The following is a 15,756-nucleotide window of genomic DNA, read 5'->3' on the forward strand; positions in this document are numbered from 1 at the left end:
TATCAATGATGTAGGATCGAGCCATGCCACGACTCACCCACCCCCCGCTCGGCCTGCACCTCTCCCGGACCGCCAGGAGCGTCGGCCGCGCCTTCGACGACGCGCTCGCCAAGGTCGGCGGATCGACGCCGAGTTGGCTGATCCTGATCTCGCTGAAGACGCACCGGCTCGGCAACCAGCGGGAGTTGGCCGACGCGGTGGGCATCCGCGGAGCCACGCTCACCCACCACCTGAACGCCATGGAGGCCGACGGGCTGGTGACCCGCAGGCGCGACCCTGCCAACCGCCGCATCCACCAGGTGGAGCTCACCGAGCGGGGCGAGGCCGCGTTCCAGGCGATGCGCGGCGCCGCCACGGCCTTCGACCAGCGGCTGCGCAGCGGCCTCTCCGACGAGGAGATCGCCGCGTTCGAGCGCGTGCTCGACAAGCTCCAGCACAGCGTCAGCGACTGAAAACGCCGTGGGCGGCCCGGGGGTAAACCCCACCATCGGAACGCCTGCGGCCACCATGGTCGCCTGGGGTCCTCCTTTTCTAGCGTGGAGCACGTCATCCACCAGCGGAGAAAGGGCCCCCATGGCACTGCGGCACGAACGCCCACGGACCGACCCCCAGCAGGCCGCGCACCCAGCGGTCGAGCTGCGCGCGGTCCGGCGTAGCTACGGCCGCGGCGACTCGGCGGTGCACGCGCTGCGCGGTATCGATCTCGCTCTGCCGCGCGGGAGTTTCACCGCGGTGATGGGCCCGTCCGGCTCCGGCAAGAGCACCTTCCTGCAGTGCGCGGCGGGGCTGGACAAGCCCACCTCCGGCGAGGTGCTGCTGGGCGGCGAGGAGATCAACCGGCTGAACGAGAACCGGCTGACCCAGTTGCGCCGCAGCCGGATCGGCTTCGTCTTCCAGTCCTTCAACCTGCTGCCCTCGCTGTCGGTGCAGCAGAACGTGCTGCTGCCGCAGCGGCTCGCCGGTGAGCGTCAGGACCGGCGGCGGGCCAAGGAGTTGCTGGCCCAGGTGGGGCTGGCCGAGCACGGCTCCCGGCGTCCCGGCCAGCTCTCCGGCGGGCAGCAGCAGCGGGTGGCGATCGCCCGCGCGCTGATCACCCGTCCCGAGGTGGTCTTCGCGGACGAGCCGACGGGCGCGCTGGACACCCGCACCGCGCACGAGGTGCTCGGGCTGCTGCGCCAGGCGGTGGACGCGATGGGCGCCACCATCGTCATGGTCACCCACGACCCGGTGGCCGCCGCGCACGCGGACCGGGTGCTCTTCCTGGCCGATGGCGCGCTGGCCGACGAGCTGGTGCGGCCCGACCCGAAGACCGTCGCGGACCGGATGGTCACCCTGACCGCCGCCGTCGGCGCCCGCTACGCGGGGGCAGCCGCATGACGAACGGTCTCGCGCGCGCCTCCGTCCGCTTCCGCCCCTCGTCCTTCGTCGGCAGTTTCGTCGCGCTGCTGCTCGGCGCCGCGATCATCACGGCCTGCGGCACCCTGCTGCAGACCGGTCTGACCGCACACGTCGCGCCGGTGCGCTACGCCCGCACACCCGTGGTCGTCGCCGCCTCGCCGAACGCCCGGATCACCGTCAAGAGCGGCAAGGAGTCGCACGCGGTGGAGGCGGCGCTGCCCGAGCGGGCCCGGGTGGACGCCGCTCTGGTGGCGGCGATCGCCGGGCAGCCCGGGGTCGCCGCCGCGCTGCCGGACACCGCCTTCCCCGTGCAGTCCGGGCCGGGCACCACCCTGCCCCCGCTGACCGGACGGGACTTCAGCGCCACCGCGATCACCGGCCCGCCGGGCGCCGCGCTCAGCCAGGGCCGCGCCCCGGGCACCGGGGAGGTCGTCCTCGACGCCGCGACCGCGCGGGCCGCGCAGCTGACCGTGGGCAGCACGGTCTCGCTCACCGCGCCGGGCGCGAGCGGCAGTTACCGGATCTCGGGGCTGGCGGCGGAGCAGGCCGGCGGCGCGAGCGCCTGGTTCGCGGACGGCGCGGCCGAGCAGCTCTCCGGGCACCCGGGAAAGGTCGACGCGATCGCCGTCCTGCCGCGCACGGGCGTCGGCGCCAAGGCGCTCGCCCAGCAGGTCGGGCAGGCCGTCGGCCCCGCCGCCGAGGTGCTGACGGGCGATGCGCGCGGCGAGGTCGAGCAGCCCGGTCTTGCCCAGGGCAAGCAGGTCCTGACGGGCCTCGGCGGCTCCTTCGGCGGCATCGCCGCGATGACCGCCGTCTTCGTCGTGATGGGCACCGTCGCCCTGGCCACCGGCCAGCGTGCCCGGGAGTTCGCCCTGCTGCGCGCGATCGGCGCCACACCGCGCCAGATCCGCCGCACCATCGCCACCGAGGCGGTGCTGCTCGCCCCGCTGGCCGGCGCGTGCGGCGTCCTGCCCGGCCTGGCGCTGGCCCACTGGTGGTTCGACCAGCTGGTCTCGCGCGGCGCCATCCCGGCCGGCGTGTCGCTGAGCGTCGGCGTGCTGCCGGTCGTCGCCGCCGTGGGCGCCAGCCTGCTGGCAGCGCTGACGTCCGGGTATCTCGCCTCCCGGCGGCCCGCCCGGATGCGCCCCGGCCAGGCGCTCAGTGCGGCAGCCGTGCCGGGGGCCCGGACCGGCACGGTGCGGACGGTCATCGGAGCGCTCGCGCTGGCCGGCGGCGTGGTGCTGGCGACCCTGGCCGCCAACCTGACCGGGGACACCGCGGCCAACACCGCGCTCGGCGTGGTGATGTGCTTCCTGCTCGCGGTCGCGCTGCTCGGTCCGCTGCTGGCCCGGGTGGCCACCGGCCTGCTCGGCCTGCCGCTGCGGGCGGGTGGCGCGGCCGGCTCGCTGGCCGCCGACAACACCCGGGCCAACGCCCGGCGGTTGGCCTCCGCGATCACCCCGATCGTGATGGTCACCGCCTTCTGCGGCACGCTGATCTTCATGGCGAGCACCATCAAGCACGTCTCGGCCGCGCAGGTGCGCACCGGCATCGTCGCCGACCAGGTGATCGGCTCGAAGGGCCCGGGCCTGCCGGCCGGTACCGCCGAGCAGATCGGCCGCCTCCCCGGCGTGGACGCGAGCATCGGAGTGCTGCGCAGCGGCGCCGTGTACCGCTCCGGCGACACGCTCTCCTCCGCGACGGTGCTCGGCATCTCCGGGGACCCGGCCAAGCTGCCCCGGGTGCTCGACCTCGGCGTCAGGACCGGCTCGCTCAGCGCGCTCGGCACCTCCTCCGACACCGTGGCGATGGACGCGAGCCTGGCCGACACGCTCGGCGTCAAGGTCGGCGACCAGGCGCCGCTCTGGCTGGGCGACGGCACCGCGGTCCGACCGACGGTGGTCGCCACCTACGAACGCGGGCTCGGCCTGGGGCAGTTGCTGTTTCCCCGGGCCGCGCTCGCCGAGCACCTGGCGGGCGGCTTCGACGCCGAGGTCCTGGTCGCCGACACCCCCGGGGCCGACCGGGCGGCGGTGGCCGCCGCGGCGGCGAAGCTCGGACCGGTCGGCGTGAGCGTCACCGACGCCGCCGGCTACACCGCCGAGGCCAACCGGGATCTGGAGCTCAACTCCTGGGCCAACACCGTGATGGCCGGCGTACTCGGCGGCTTCGCGGCCGTCGCCGCGGCCAACACCCTGGTGATGACGGTGCTGGAGCGCCGCCGCGAGGTGGGGCTGCTGCGGCTCGCCGGGACGACGCGCCGCCAGGTGCGCGGCATGATGCGCTGGGAGGCCCTGCTGGTGGCCGCCACCGGACTGCTGGTGGGCGGCGCGATCGCCTGGGTCACGCTGGTCCCGGTCACCCGCGGCCTGACCGGGTCCGCGCCGTACGTCCCGCTCGGCACCGCCCTGCCGCTGGTGGCGGGCACGGTCGTCCTCAGCCTGGCCGCAACCGCCCTGCCCGCCCGCGCACTGCTGCGCACCCGCCCGGTGGAGGCGGGCGCGGGCCGCGCCTGACGGTCAGCCAGGACGCGTCAGTCAGGACGCACCGTCAGGCCCGCGCCAGGTGCACCACGTCCGGCACGCCGCGGGCGACCGCGATCTCCAGGGTGTGCACGTCGGCGAAGCCGGCTTCCCGCAGCGCCTGTTCGAAGTCGGCGGACGGCTGCGCGCTCCACACCGCCAGCACCCCACCGGGGTTGAGCCGGCGCTGCGCAGCCGCCAGCCCGGCCGGGCCGTACAGACCGGAGTTGGCGTCGGTGACCGTCCAGTCGGGCCCGTTGTCGATGTCCAGGCACAGCGCGTCGTAGGTCGCCTCGCCGGCTGCCAGGTACGCCAGCAGGTCGGTGTGCAGGACGTCGACCCGCGGATCGTCCAGGGCTCCGGCGGAGAAGGCGGCCAGCGGGCCACCGCGGTGCCAGTCGATGACCGCGCCCTCGCGCTCCACGACGGCGATCCGGCTCCACCGCGGCTCGGCGGCCGCGTAGGCCAGCGAGAAGCCGACGCCGAGGCCGCCGATCAGCACCGAGGGCCCGGGCACGGTGAGTCGGTCGAGGGCGGCCTGCACCAGCAGCCGCTCCGAGCGGCCGTCGGAGGTGTCCATCAGGAAGCAGCCGTTGGCGATGATCTCGAAGTCCTCGCCCCGCCCGCGCAGGACCACCTCCCCGTACGGACCCTCGCGCCGGTCGAGGGTGACGGGGGTGTGCTGCTGGTTCCGGGTGGGGAGCACAGGCATTCGCGGTTCCCTGGGGCGCATACGGATCTTCTCGAACCGTCCGACTCTAGCCCGTCGGGCGGTCGGCGGCACGGCGTTATCCAAGCCGCTGCGCGGCGCTCGCGGGCGGGTGGCCGGGCGGCTGAGAGGGTACCGAGGAGTACGGATGGCTGTGGATGGCAGTGGATGGCACCCCGAGAGCGCACCCCTCCTCATATGATCAGAGATACATGCGTCATTCTTAGTGATAGATCGCATTGTTTGTGCGTCCGGCATGATGGGGAACAGCAAGCACTTGCGCCGCCCGTGAACCAGCCACGGGACGGCCGAGAAGGAGGAAGCACGTGGACGACGTTCTGCGGCGGGCCGCGCTCTTCGCGGCTCTCGACGACGAACAGGCCGGCGAGCTGCGCGCTTCCATGACCGAGGTGACCCTCGCCCGTGGTGAGTCGCTCTTCCACGAAGGCGACCCGGGCGACCGGCTCTACGTGGTCGCCGAGGGCAAGGTCAAGCTGCACCGCGCCTCGCCGGACGGTCGCGAGAACATGCTCGCGGTGCTCGGCCCCAGCGAGATGATCGGCGAGCTCTCGCTCTTCGACCCCGGACCGCGCACGGCCACCGCCAGCGCCCTGACCGAGGTCAAGCTGCTCGGCCTCGGCCACGGCGACCTGCAGCCCTGGCTGCACGCCCGCCCCGAGGTCTCCATCGCCCTGCTGCGCGCCATCGCCCGCCGCCTGCGGCGCACCAACGACGTGATGTCCGACCTGGTCTTCTCGGACGTGCCCGGCCGGGTGGCCAAGGCCCTGCTCGACCTCTCGCGCCGCTTCGGCGTGCAGTCGGACGAGGGCATCCACGTCGCCCACGACCTCACCCAGGAGGAGCTGGCCCAGCTGGTCGGCGCCTCCCGCGAGACGGTCAACAAGGCGCTGGCCGACTTCGCCGGCCGCGGCTGGCTCAAGCTGGAGGCCCGCGCCGTCGTCCTGATGGACGTCGAGCGCCTCTCCCGCCGCTCGCGCTAGAACAACCCCCTGGACCACGGACTCCTCAGATGAGTCCGTGGTCCTCGAGGTAGCGCAGCTGGGCCAGCACGGAGAGCTCGGCGGCCGGCCAGAGCGCCCGGTCCACGTCGGCGTAGACCCGCGCCACCACCTGTTCGGCGGTACGGCAGCCCGCCTCCACCGCGGTCTCCACCTGGGCCAGCCGACCGGCCCGGTGCGCCAGGTAGTACTCGACGCCGCCCAGCGCGTCGGCCAGCACCGGCCCGTGCCCGGGCAGCACCGTCCGCACCCCGTGCTCGGCCGCCAGCGTGCGCAGCCGGCGCAGCGAGTCGAGGTAGTCGCCGAGCAGGCCGTCCGGGTGGGCGACCATCGTGGTGCCCCGCCCCAGCACCGTGTCACCGGTGAGGATCGCGCCGTCGGCCGGCAGGTGGAAGGTGAGCGAGTCGGAGGTGTGCCCGGGGGTGGCGACGACCCGCAGCTCCAGGCCGCCGACCTCGATCACCTGACCGCCGTGCAGACCCTCGCCGCCGAGCCGGTGGGCGGGATCCAGCGCACGGACCTCTGTACCGGTGAGCTCGGCGAACCGGGCCGCGCCCTCGGCGTGGTCGGCGTGGCCGTGGGTGAGCAGCGTCATCGCGATCCGCTGGCCCTGCCGCTCGGCGATCTCGATCACGTGCCGCAGATGGCCCTCGTCCAGCGGCCCCGGGTCGATCACGATCGCGCGGTCGGAGCCGGGCTCGGCGAGCAGCCAGGTGTTGGTCCCGTCCAGGGTCATCGGGGACGGGTTGGGCGCCAGCACGCAGCGCGCCCGCGGGGTGGCGGCCCCGCCGACCGTGTCGGCGGGGTCACCGGGCAGCAGACCGGTCACCGACGTCCTTCCAGGAGGCCGGCGTCGAGCTCGTCCAGGCGCCCGCCTTCGGTGCGCCGGGCCAGCGACCGGGGGGTGAGGGTGCGGACCAGCGGGCGCAGGGTCGGGTCGGCGGCCCCGACCACGGCCTCACGGCACAGCCGGCGACCCGGCGAGCGCCGGCTCGCCAGGCTCCGGAGGGGGAGTACGCGCACCGTACGGCGAGCCACGTCATTGTGGGTCATCGGTTTGAGGTCCTTCCTCGGGGTAGCTTCCGTCGATGGTCAGCTCTTCATACCCCGACCATCGGATCGTCATTCGATCACCCGCCAGCTCGGCCCTGCCGAGGACGGGAGCCAGATCGCGCGCCGCCGACGCTTCGAGCGCCTCGTGCGCGGTGCGGTACGGCAGCAGCTCGCGCAGCACCGACAGGGTCGGCGGGAGCATGCCGTAGCGGCCCTCGTGGTAGCCCTGAACCGCCTCGGCCGGGGTCAGCCAGGCCACCCGGTCCGCCTCGCCGACCTCCCGCGCGGCCCGCTGACCGGGCGGCAGTGCGGCGACGAAGAACCAGGTGTCGTAGCGCCGGTCCTCGAAGGCCGGGGTCACCCAGCGCGCCCAGCCGCCCAGCAGGTCGCTGCGCAGCACCAGGCCGTTGGCGCGGCAGAACTCGGCGAAGGAGAGCTCGTGGGCCTCCAGCGCGGCGCGCTCGGCGCTCCAGTCCCGCTCGGGCGCCATGGTGTCGGCGTCCGGGCCGGCCAGCAGCACGCCGGCCTCCTCGAAGGTCTCGCGGACCGCCGCGCAGACCACCGCCTGTGCCGTCGCCTGGTCCACGCCGAGCCGGCGCGCCCAGTCCTGCGGGCTCGGCCCCGCCCAGCGCGGGCCCGCCTCGGCGTCCCGCGGGTCGACCCCGCCACCCGGGTAGGCGTACATCCCGCCCGCGAACGCCATCGAGGTGCGGCGCCGCAGCAGGTACGCCTGCGGCCCGTCCGCGGTGTCCCGCAGCAGCACCACGGTGGCGGACGGCTTGGGCACGGGCGGCGTCAGCTCGCCGGCGGCCAGCGCCCGGATGCGGGCGGGCCAGCCGGGGGGCATCGGAAGGGCGGCCGGGATCGGGCCGGGAAGGTGCGCAGCCATGCCCGGATGCTATGCACCCGGGCATGGCTCTGAACAGACCTGATCAGTTGCGGACCGACCGGTTGCGAACCGGTCAGTCGCGGACGCGGACCTGGATCTCGACCTCGACCGGCGCGTCCAGCGGCAGCACCGCGACGCCCACCGCGCTGCGCGCGTGCACGCCGGCGTCGCCGAGCGCCAGGCCGAGCAGCTCGCTGGCGCCGTTGATGACGCCCGGCTGGCCGGTGAAGTCAGGGGCGGAGGCGACAAAGCCGACCACCTTGACGACCTGCTCGATCCGGTCCAGGTCACCGATCACGGACTTCACGGCGGCCAGCGCGTTGAGCGCGCAGATCCTGGCGAGCTCCTTGGCCTCCTCCGGGGTGACCTCGGCGCCCACCTTGCCGGTGTCGCGCAGCTTGCCCCCCACCATCGGCAGCTGGCCGGAGGTGAAGACGTACTCACCCGAGCGGATCGCCGGCACGTACGCGGCGACCGGCGCGGCCACCTCGGGGACGGTCAGGCCGAGCTCGGCCAGCTTGCTCTCGACCTTGCTCATGCCTGCTTCTCCCGCTTGAGGTAGGCCACCAGCTGCTCCGGGTTGTTCGGCCCGGGAACGACCTGGACCAGCTCCCAGCCGTCCTCACCCCAGGTGTCCAGAATCTGCTTGGTGGCATGGACGAGCAGCGGCACGGTTACGTATTCCCACTTGGTCATGGGCCTGACTCTAGACGGTCGCCGAGCCCCCTGAGCCGATGTGAGGTGGGACACAAAGCGGGCAAGAATCCCTTCCGTCACCCGGATGCTTCCGGCATCCGGCCCGGACGCTGGTTACGCTCGCGAGGAGGGCACCCCCGCGCCCGGGGAGCCGACGGTCGAGCCATCAGCGGACGGAGACGCAGCGTGTCAGGTACGCAGGAGCCCACCGACGCGCGTGGCGGCCCCGACTGGGAGGGCGTCCGCCTGCACGTGGTCAGCGGCAAAGGCGGCACCGGCAAGACCACCGTCGCCGCCGCGCTCGCCCTCGCGCTGGCCTGTGACGGGCGGCGCACGCTGCTGATCGAGGTCGAGGGGCGGCAGGGCATCGCCGAGCTCTTCGGCATCGCCGCGCTGCCCTACGAGGAGCGCAAGATCGCCACGGTCTCGCCCGCCAAGCTCGGCCTGCCCAGCACCGGCGGGGGCACCGGCGAGGTCTTCGCGCTGGCCATCGACACCGAGCAGGCGCTGCTCGAGTACCTCGACATGTTCTACAAACTCGGCCGGGCCGGGAAGGCGCTGCAGAAAGTCGGCTTCGTCGACTTCGCGACCACCGTCGCGCCGGGCGTCCGCGACGTCCTGCTCACCGGCAAGGCCTGCGAGGCGGCCCGCCGCAAGGGCCCGGACGGGCGCCGGGCGTACGACGCGGTGGTGATGGACGCGCCGCCGACCGGTCGGCTCACCAGGTTCCTGAACGTCAACTCCGAGGTGGCCGGGCTGGCCAGGTTCGGCCCGATACACAGTCAGGCGCAGGCCGTGATGGGCGTGCTGAAGTCACCTGAGACCGCGGTGCACCTGGTCACCCTGCTGGAGGAGATGCCGGTCCAGGAGACCGTGGACGGCTTCACCGAGCTGCGCGCGGCCGGCCTGCCGACCGGCGGGGTGGTGGTGAACATGGTGCGCCCGCCCGTCCTGGACGCCGCCGCGGTGGCCGCGGTGCACGGCGACCACCGCGAGGAGGTCGCGCTGGCGCTGGTGGAGGCCGGCCTCGGCGGCCGCTCCCGGACGGCGGCGACCCGTCGGGCGGCGGTCGAGCCGCTGCTCGACCCGCTGCTCGACCAGGCCCGCGAGCACGCCGAGCGGGTCGCGCTCGAACACGACCAGCGCGCCGATCTCGGCGCGCTCGAGCTGCCGACCTACGAGTTGCCGCTGCTCAGCGGGGGCGTGGACCTCGGCGGGCTGTACCGGCTCGCGGGCGAGCTGAAGGCGCAGGGGGCGGCATGAGCAGCACGGACGGCAACGCCAACGAGCTGGCCGTCGACGCCCTGATCGACGACCCGCGGACCAGGATCATCGTCTGCTGCGGCTCCGGCGGGGTCGGCAAGACCACCACGGCGGCCGCGATCGGCCTGCGGGCCGCCGAGCGCGGCCGGCGCACCGTCGTGCTGACCATCGACCCGGCCCGCCGGCTGGCCCAGTCGATGGGCCTGACCGAGCTGGACAACACCCCCCGCCCGGTCAAGGGCGCCGCCGATCCCGATGGCCCGGGCGAGCTGCACGCCATGATGCTCGACATGAAGCGGACCTTCGACGAGGTGGTCATCGCGCACGCCGACCCCGAACGGGCCAAGGCGATCCTGGAGAACCCGTTCTACCAGTCGCTGTCGGCCGGCTTCGCGGGGACGCAGGAGTACATGGCCATGGAGAAGCTCGGCCAGCTGCGGTCCACCGGCGAGTGGGACCTGATCGTGGTGGACACCCCGCCCTCGCGCTCGGCGCTGGACTTCCTGGACGCGCCCGGCCGACTCGGCTCGTTCCTGGACGGCCGGATCATCCGGGTGCTGATGGCGCCGGCCAAGGTCGGCGGCCGGGGGGCGATGAAGTTCCTCAACGTCGGGGTGGGCATGGTCACCGGCACCCTCGGCAAGATCTTCGGCAGCCAGCTGCTGACCGACCTGCAGACCTTCGTGGCCGCGATGGACTCGATGTTCGGCGGCTTCCGTGAGCGCGCCGACCGGACGTACCAGCTGCTCAAGGCCGAGGGCACGGCCTTCCTGGTGGTCGCCGCACCCGAACGGGACGCGCTGCGCGAGGCGGCCTACTTCGTGGACCGGCTGGCCGCCGACGAGATGCCGCTGGCCGGACTCGTCCTCAACCGGGTGCACGGCACCGGCGCGCCCCAGCTCACCGCCGAGCGCGCGCACGCCGCGGCCCAGGCGCTGGAGGAGAACGGCGCGGACCACGATCCGCGGCAGGCCGATGCGGACGTGCTGGCGGCCGGTCTGCTCCGACTGCACGCCGAGCGGATGGAGGTGATGGCCCGTGAGCGGCGCACCCGGGACCGTTTCGTCTCGGTCTACCCCGATGTGCCGATCGTCGAGGTGCCGGCGCTGGCCGGTGATGTGCACGACCTGGCCGGGCTGCGCCTGATCGGCCGACGGCTGAGCGGCCGGGCCGACGATTAGCCGATAGGGCTGAGCCGCTTGCCCGTTCAGCCCGCCTGCGCGTAGTCCGAGAGGATCACGCCGGTCGCCAGCGACTCCTCGTACTCCGTACGAGCGGTCTCCAGCAGCCGCCGCCAGGACATCACGGTCGGTCGTCGGCGCAGCAGTGCCCTGCGCTCGCGTTCGGTCATCCCACCCCAGACACCGAACTCGACCCGGTTGTCGAGCGCGTCCGCCAGGCACTCGGTGCGCACCGGACACCCGCTGCACACCGCCTTGGCGCGATTCTGCGCCGCCCCCTGAACAAACAACTCGTCCGGATCGCTCGTGCGACAGGCAGCCTGCGCACTCCAGTCATCTACCCAGCCCATGCCGGCGCCGTCCTCTCCCGAATCGAGGCTCCCCCACGGCGGCAACGGCATATTCACCGTTGCCAGTTGAGGACGTTACGGAAGATTGGCGGAGCGCAACAGCCCCCTAGGGCCCAATCTCGAATGACCCGATTGGACTATGGGTGCCCGTCAGATCACTCGTTGGAGTGATCGCAGGTTGCAGGCCTTGTGGACGCCTGGAGTGTCACTCTCGTCACGCTGTGCCACGATTATCGGCCCACTGCGACGCGCCGACGACCCAAATCGGCCACGCCAGCTGCCTCATACCCCATCAATTCGGACAACTCTCGACACTCACAAGAGTCTCAGCAGTGCACAGAGTGCAGCTGCCGTCGTCCCGTGACAAGCGTAGGCGAACGCGTGCCCCGAAGGGCGGGATTCCGCAACGTAAAGTCCCCCGCATGGCACCGAAGCGCTCCACAGAAGTCCAGCGCCCCGGCAAACCACCCCGTCCACCACGCGCCTCTCGCACCGAGTTGGCCGGTCACGGGGTGAAGTTCCTCGGGCTCAGCATCCTCTCCGGGCTCCTCCTGGCCGGCCTCACGCTGCCGGCCGTGGGAGCCCTCGGCGTCGGCGCGAAGAGCGGCGCCGAGAACTTCGACAGCATGCCGGACGACTTCAAGACCCCCACGCTCTCGCAGGCCTCGTTCATCTACGACAGCAAGGGCCAGCAGATCGCCAAGGTCTTCGACCGCGACCGCACCATCCTGACCCAGGACCAGATGTCGCCGATCATGCGTCAGGCCCAGGTCGACATCGAGGACAACCGCTTCTTCGAGCACGGCGCGATCGATCCCCGAGGCGTCCTGCGGGCCATCGGCAAGAACGCCGAGTCCGGCTCCGCCTCGCAGGGCGCCTCCACGCTGACCCAGCAGTACGTGAAGAACGTCTTCGTCGAGCAGGCCGGTGACGACCAGGCAGCCTTCCTGGAAGCCACCCGGAAGAGCCTGGGCCGCAAGATCCAGGAACTGAAGTTCGCGATGAAGCTGGAGGAGGAGCTACCCAAGCAGCAGATCCTCACCAACTATCTGAACATCACCTTCTACGGTCATCAGGCATACGGCGTCGAGGCCGCCTCCAACCGCTACTTCGGCAAGAGCAACAAGGACCTCACCGTCGCCGAGGCCGCGACCCTGGCCGGCCTGGTGCAGAACCCCACGGCGTACGACCCGATGCTGCACCCCGCCGCGGCGAAGATCCGCCGGGACACCGTCATCGGGAAGATGCTCGACTACAAGCACATCACCGCGGACCAGGCCAGGGACGCGATGGCCACCCCGCTCACCCTGAACTACCACGAGCCGCTGAACGGTTGCATCACCGCCAACGCGGGGATGGGCTTCTTCTGCGACTACGTCCGGCACGTGGTCAAGGGCGACCCCGCCTTCGGCGCCTCCGCGGCCGAGCGCAACAAGCTCTGGAACGACGGCGGTCTGAAGATCTACACCACCATCGACCCCGACAAGCAGGCCGCCGCGAACAAGGCGGCGACCACCAAGGTCTTCACCACCGACTCGGTCTCGGCCGCGATGACCATGCTGCAGCCGGGCACCGGCGAGATCCTCGCGATGGCCCAGACCCGGCCCTACGGTGTGGACGACAGCAAGCACCAGACCGTGGTCGACCTGAACGTGGACGCCGCGATGGGCGGCGGCAACGGCTTCCAGCCCGGCTCGACCTTCAAGCCGATCCTGGCCGCGGCCGCGCTCGAGGGCGGCACCCCGCTCAACCAGCAGTACCCCTCGCCCGCGCAGATGCCCTACCCGGCGATGACCACCTGCGAGGGCAACTGGAGGAACACCTCGCACGACCAGGTCGCCAACGACAACCCGGCCGAGGTCGGCCCGTTCGGCATGGCGGAGGCGATGGCCCGCTCGGTCAACACCTACTTCGTGCAGCTGGAGCAGGACATCGGCCTGTGCGCGGTCCGGCAGATGGCCAACAAGCTGGGCATCAGGACCAAGGCCAGCGGATCGCCGCTGGAGGAGGTCCCGGCGATGACACTGGGGGTGGAGGAGATGAGCCCGCTGGACATGGCGGGCGTCTACGCGACGTTCGCCTCACGCGGTGTCTTCTGCAACCCGATCGCGATCAGCGCGGTGACCGGCAGCGACGGCACGAAGCTGCCCGTCCCGCAGGCCAACTGCTCCCAGGTGATGCAGCAGAGCACCGCCGACGCGATCAACACGCTGCTCTACGGCGTGACCGAGAAGGGCACCGGCAGCGCGCTGGGCCTCGACGACGGCCGCATGATCGCCGGCAAGACCGGCACCACCGACGAACGGCGCGCGGCCTGGTTCGACGGCTACACCCCCGACCTGGTCGGTGTGGTCTGGCTCGGCGGCCCGCAGGGCGGCGTCAAGATGGACCGCAACATCAAGATCGGCGGGCGGTCCTTCGTCGGCGACAACGGCGTCTACGGGGCCACCGGCCCGGGCGTGGTCTGGCAGGAGGCGATGAGCGAGGCGCTCTCCAGCACCCCCAAGAGCACGTTCCAGCTGGTCACCGTGCCGGCCGCGGCGGGCCCGGCGAGCAGCCCCGGCGCCCCCGCGCCGTCGAGCCAGTCCCCGACGGCGGACCCGAACGGCTCGGCCACCCCGGCCGCGCTGACCAACCAGGCACCGGCGGTGCCACCGGCACCACCGGCGAGCGCGCCCGTCCCGGCGCCGTCACCGGCCGTCCTCAACCTCCCGCCCAGCGGGCCGACGGTCGGCACCCCCGCAAAGCCGAGCCAACACGGCCACCACTGAGCTACTTGCCGAGCTACTTGCCGAGCTGAGCTGAGCTACTTGCTGAGCGCGGCCTTGACGGCGGCCGACACCCGACCGCCGTCAGCCAGGCCCGCCACCTTGGGCCGGACCAGCTTCATCACCGAGCCCATCGCCTGCGGCCCGCTCGCCCCGGTCTGCGCGATCACCTCGGCGACGATCGCCGCCAGCTCCTCGTCCCCGAGCTGCTTCGGCAGGTACTCGGCCAGCACCGCCTCCTCGGCCCGCTCGCGCTCGGCGGACTCGGTCCGGCCGGCCTTGGCGAAGGCGCTCGCGGCATCCCGCCGCTTCTTCGCCTCCGCCTGGAGCACCAGCAGCACCTCGTCATCCGAGAGCTCGCGCTTCACGTCACCCGCCGTCTCCCCCGCCGTCACGGCGGTCAGGGTCAGCCGAATGGTGGACGAGCGCAGCTCGTCCCGGGCCTTGATCGCGGCTGTCAGGTCGTTCCGCAGCCGCTCCTTGAGCGTTGTCATGCTGCCGAGTCTGGCACCTGGCCTGCCGCACCGCCCCTCCTTTACCACCCGCTTGCCGCCCCTGCCCTCCCGCACCCCTCCCGCCGGCCGGCGTTCTGACCGCACCGGCGCACGCTCCCGGCGTGTCAGGGGGCGTGCACCGGCCGTGGTGGGGTCTGCGACGATGGGACGATGCGAAAGCTGTACTCCGTTCCGCTCGGAATCGCCGCAACCGGCGCCGCCTGCCTCGCCTACTCCGCCGGGTACGAGGTCCGTTCCTTCCGGCTGCGCCGGGTGGAGGCCGCCGTCCTGCCGAAGGGGGCCAAGCCGGTCCGGGTGCTCCAGGTCTCGGACATCCACATGGTCGTCGGGCAGCGGAAGAAGCAGCGCTGGCTGCAGAGCCTGGCAGGCCTGCGCCCCGACCTCGTGGTCAACACCGGCGACAACCTCTCCGACCCGCTCGCCATCCCGGCCACGCTGGAGGCGCTCGGACCGCTGATGGAGTTCCCCGGCGTCTACGTCTTCGGGTCCAACGACTACTACGGCCCGAGCCCCAAGAGCCCCACCCGCTACCTGAAGGCCCTCAGCAGCGGCAACCACGGGCTCAACAACGCCGACGGCACCGGCCGACGCGGCATCACCGGCGCGATCCACAACCCGTGGGAGAAACTCCGGGACGGCTTCGACGCGGCCGGCTGGCTGGACCTCACCAACACCCGCGGCCGCCTCCCGTTGCAGGGCCTGGACGTCGAGTTCACCGGCCTGGACGACCCGCACATCCGCCGCGACCGCTACGCCGCGGTGTCCGGCGGACCGTCAGCCGACGCCGACCTGTCGATCGGCGTGGTGCACGCCCCGTACCTGCGCAGCCTGGACGCCTTCACCGCCGACGGCTACCCGCTGATCCTGGCCGGCCACACCCACGGCGGCCAGCTCTGCATCCCCTTCTACGGCGCCCTGGTGACCAATTGCGACCTGGACGCCAAGCGGGTCAAGGGCCTCTCCACCCACCGCGCCGGCGGACGCGAGGCCCACCTGCACGTCTCCGCCGGCTGCGGCACCAACCGCTACACCCCCGTCCGCTTCGCCTGCCCCCCCGAAGCCACCCTGCTGACCCTCACCCCCCGCCCCTGACCCGCCCCTCGACCCGCCCCGGGAACGGATTTCGTCTCCTGACCTGCGTCGGGTAGAGTTCTACTCGTTGCGAAGGAAACAGAGCAACAAACCGCAGGACCGGGGTGTGGCGCAGCTTGGTAGCGCGCTTCGTTCGGGACGAAGAGGCCGTGGGTTCAAATCCCGCCACCCCGACCCAGTAACACCAGCTCAGGGCCGGTGCTCCGCAAGGAGTACCGGCCCTGACTGGTTTCCGAACACCCTCGGGAGCGGCTGGGGAGCGAGTTGGGGAGCAGTTCGTACACCCCGCCTCTTGCCGCCC

Annotated in this window: 16 protein-coding genes and 1 tRNA gene; 9 read left to right on the forward strand and 8 right to left on the reverse strand. The window is 72.5% G+C overall.

Features of this window, described 5'->3' with window-relative positions:
• The first annotated feature begins 23 nt into the window (after window positions 1-23).
• The 3 genes from P3T34_RS18685 (at window position 24) to P3T34_RS18695 (ending at window position 3,914) form a co-directional block, all read left to right on the forward strand.
• The gene (locus P3T34_RS18685) at window positions 24-452 is read left to right on the forward strand and encodes a MarR family transcriptional regulator (protein WP_280667173.1); all 429 of its coding nucleotides are present in this window, start codon (window positions 24-26) and stop codon (window positions 450-452) included.
• 121 nt (window positions 453-573) lie between these two features.
• Window positions 574-1,377, forward strand: a complete 804-nt coding sequence (locus P3T34_RS18690) for an ABC transporter ATP-binding protein (RefSeq protein WP_280667174.1) — start codon at window positions 574-576, stop codon at window positions 1,375-1,377.
• Complete coding sequence (locus P3T34_RS18695; protein WP_280667175.1) at window positions 1,374-3,914, forward strand: ABC transporter permease; 2,541 nt, start codon at window positions 1,374-1,376, stop codon at window positions 3,912-3,914. The genes P3T34_RS18690 and P3T34_RS18695 overlap by 4 nt, the downstream gene beginning before the upstream one ends.
• A 34-nt stretch (window positions 3,915-3,948) precedes the next feature.
• Here the strand turns inward: P3T34_RS18695 and P3T34_RS18700 are convergent, their stop codons facing one another.
• On the reverse strand, window positions 3,949-4,632 hold the full coding sequence (locus P3T34_RS18700) for a spermidine synthase (RefSeq protein ID WP_280667176.1): 684 nt from the start codon (window positions 4,630-4,632) through the stop codon (window positions 3,949-3,951).
• A gap of 323 nt (window positions 4,633-4,955) precedes the next feature.
• Here P3T34_RS18700 and P3T34_RS18705 point away from each other — a divergent pair, with 323 nt between their 5' ends.
• Entirely contained in the window at window positions 4,956-5,630 is a 675-nt protein-coding gene (locus P3T34_RS18705; RefSeq protein WP_030392646.1) for a Crp/Fnr family transcriptional regulator, read from the forward strand.
• Between the two features lie 25 nt (window positions 5,631-5,655).
• Here P3T34_RS18705 and P3T34_RS18710 read toward each other — a convergent pair whose 3' ends face one another.
• The 5 genes from P3T34_RS18710 to P3T34_RS18730 all read right to left on the reverse strand — a co-directional run bounded on the left by P3T34_RS18710 (window position 5,656) and on the right by P3T34_RS18730 (window position 8,286).
• The gene (locus P3T34_RS18710; protein ID WP_280667177.1) at window positions 5,656-6,477 is read right to left on the reverse strand and encodes an MBL fold metallo-hydrolase; all 822 of its coding nucleotides are present in this window, start codon (window positions 6,475-6,477) and stop codon (window positions 5,656-5,658) included.
• Window positions 6,474-6,701: a hypothetical protein gene (locus tag P3T34_RS18715; RefSeq protein WP_280667178.1), complete on the reverse strand. Its 228-nt coding sequence runs from the start codon at window positions 6,699-6,701 to the stop codon at window positions 6,474-6,476. Before P3T34_RS18715 ends, P3T34_RS18710 begins: the two co-directional genes overlap by 4 nt.
• Window positions 6,688-7,590 carry an NUDIX domain-containing protein gene (locus P3T34_RS18720; protein ID WP_280667179.1) on the reverse strand — a complete coding sequence of 301 codons (903 nt, stop codon included), beginning with the start codon at window positions 7,588-7,590 and terminating at the stop codon, window positions 6,688-6,690. Before P3T34_RS18720 ends, P3T34_RS18715 begins: the two co-directional genes overlap by 14 nt.
• Window positions 7,591-7,663: 73 nt before the next feature.
• Entirely contained in the window at window positions 7,664-8,128 is a 465-nt protein-coding gene (locus tag P3T34_RS18725) for a RidA family protein (RefSeq protein WP_280667180.1), read from the reverse strand.
• Window positions 8,125-8,286, reverse strand: a complete 162-nt coding sequence (locus P3T34_RS18730; RefSeq protein ID WP_003981536.1) for a DUF4177 domain-containing protein — start codon at window positions 8,284-8,286, stop codon at window positions 8,125-8,127. Before P3T34_RS18730 ends, P3T34_RS18725 begins: the two co-directional genes overlap by 4 nt.
• A 186-nt stretch (window positions 8,287-8,472) precedes the next feature.
• Here P3T34_RS18730 and P3T34_RS18735 point away from each other — a divergent pair, with 186 nt between their 5' ends.
• Complete coding sequence (locus tag P3T34_RS18735; RefSeq protein WP_280667181.1) at window positions 8,473-9,549, forward strand: ArsA-related P-loop ATPase; 1,077 nt, start codon at window positions 8,473-8,475, stop codon at window positions 9,547-9,549.
• Window positions 9,546-10,730 (forward strand): ArsA family ATPase, encoded by a 1,185-nt coding sequence (locus P3T34_RS18740; RefSeq protein WP_280667182.1) that lies wholly within the window; start codon window positions 9,546-9,548, stop codon window positions 10,728-10,730. Before P3T34_RS18735 ends, P3T34_RS18740 begins: the two co-directional genes overlap by 4 nt.
• Window positions 10,731-10,756: 26 nt before the next feature.
• Here P3T34_RS18740 and P3T34_RS18745 read toward each other — a convergent pair whose 3' ends face one another.
• Window positions 10,757-11,080, reverse strand: coding sequence for a WhiB family transcriptional regulator (locus P3T34_RS18745; protein ID WP_035799998.1), 324 nt, complete (start codon window positions 11,078-11,080; stop codon window positions 10,757-10,759).
• Window positions 11,081-11,502: 422 nt separating this feature from the next.
• On the opposite strand from P3T34_RS18745, the gene P3T34_RS18750 reads away from it, so the two are divergent.
• The gene (locus P3T34_RS18750) at window positions 11,503-13,851 is read left to right on the forward strand and encodes a transglycosylase domain-containing protein (protein WP_280667183.1); all 2,349 of its coding nucleotides are present in this window, start codon (window positions 11,503-11,505) and stop codon (window positions 13,849-13,851) included.
• A gap of 35 nt (window positions 13,852-13,886) precedes the next feature.
• Here P3T34_RS18750 and P3T34_RS18755 read toward each other — a convergent pair whose 3' ends face one another.
• Window positions 13,887-14,342, reverse strand: a complete 456-nt coding sequence (locus P3T34_RS18755; RefSeq protein WP_280667184.1) for a GatB/YqeY domain-containing protein — start codon at window positions 14,340-14,342, stop codon at window positions 13,887-13,889.
• A gap of 171 nt (window positions 14,343-14,513) precedes the next feature.
• Here P3T34_RS18755 and P3T34_RS18760 point away from each other — a divergent pair, with 171 nt between their 5' ends.
• Both P3T34_RS18760 and P3T34_RS18765 read left to right on the forward strand, forming a co-directional pair.
• Window positions 14,514-15,455: a metallophosphoesterase gene (locus tag P3T34_RS18760; RefSeq protein ID WP_280667185.1), complete on the forward strand. Its 942-nt coding sequence runs from the start codon at window positions 14,514-14,516 to the stop codon at window positions 15,453-15,455.
• A gap of 100 nt (window positions 15,456-15,555) precedes the next feature.
• Window positions 15,556-15,629: transfer RNA gene (locus tag P3T34_RS18765), tRNA-Pro, on the forward strand.
• Window positions 15,630-15,756: the final 127 nt, after the last annotated feature.

The organism is Kitasatospora sp. MAP12-44, from assembly GCF_029892095.1.
Taxonomy (GTDB): domain Bacteria; phylum Actinomycetota; class Actinomycetes; order Streptomycetales; family Streptomycetaceae; genus Kitasatospora.

Coding starts and splice junctions, on each gene's coding strand:
- P3T34_RS18685 (WP_280667173.1), top strand. CDS start 24: ATGCCACGACTCACCCACCCCCCGCTCGGCCTGCACCTCTCCCGGACC.
- P3T34_RS18690 (WP_280667174.1), top strand. CDS start 574: ATGGCACTGCGGCACGAACGCCCACGGACCGACCCCCAGCAGGCCGCG.
- P3T34_RS18695 (WP_280667175.1), top strand. CDS start 1,374: ATGACGAACGGTCTCGCGCGCGCCTCCGTCCGCTTCCGCCCCTCGTCC.
- P3T34_RS18700 (WP_280667176.1), bottom strand. CDS start 4,632: ATGCCTGTGCTCCCCACCCGGAACCAGCAGCACACCCCCGTCACCCTC.
- P3T34_RS18715 (WP_280667178.1), bottom strand. CDS start 6,701: ATGACCCACAATGACGTGGCTCGCCGTACGGTGCGCGTACTCCCCCTC.
- P3T34_RS18720 (WP_280667179.1), bottom strand. CDS start 7,590: ATGGCTGCGCACCTTCCCGGCCCGATCCCGGCCGCCCTTCCGATGCCC.
- P3T34_RS18725 (WP_280667180.1), bottom strand. CDS start 8,128: ATGAGCAAGGTCGAGAGCAAGCTGGCCGAGCTCGGCCTGACCGTCCCC.
- P3T34_RS18730 (WP_003981536.1), bottom strand. CDS start 8,286: ATGACCAAGTGGGAATACGTAACCGTGCCGCTGCTCGTCCATGCCACC.
- P3T34_RS18740 (WP_280667182.1), top strand. CDS start 9,546: ATGAGCAGCACGGACGGCAACGCCAACGAGCTGGCCGTCGACGCCCTG.
- P3T34_RS18745 (WP_035799998.1), bottom strand. CDS start 11,080: ATGGGCTGGGTAGATGACTGGAGTGCGCAGGCTGCCTGTCGCACGAGC.
- P3T34_RS18750 (WP_280667183.1), top strand. CDS start 11,503: ATGGCACCGAAGCGCTCCACAGAAGTCCAGCGCCCCGGCAAACCACCC.
- P3T34_RS18755 (WP_280667184.1), bottom strand. CDS start 14,342: ATGACAACGCTCAAGGAGCGGCTGCGGAACGACCTGACAGCCGCGATC.
- P3T34_RS18760 (WP_280667185.1), top strand. CDS start 14,514: ATGCGAAAGCTGTACTCCGTTCCGCTCGGAATCGCCGCAACCGGCGCC.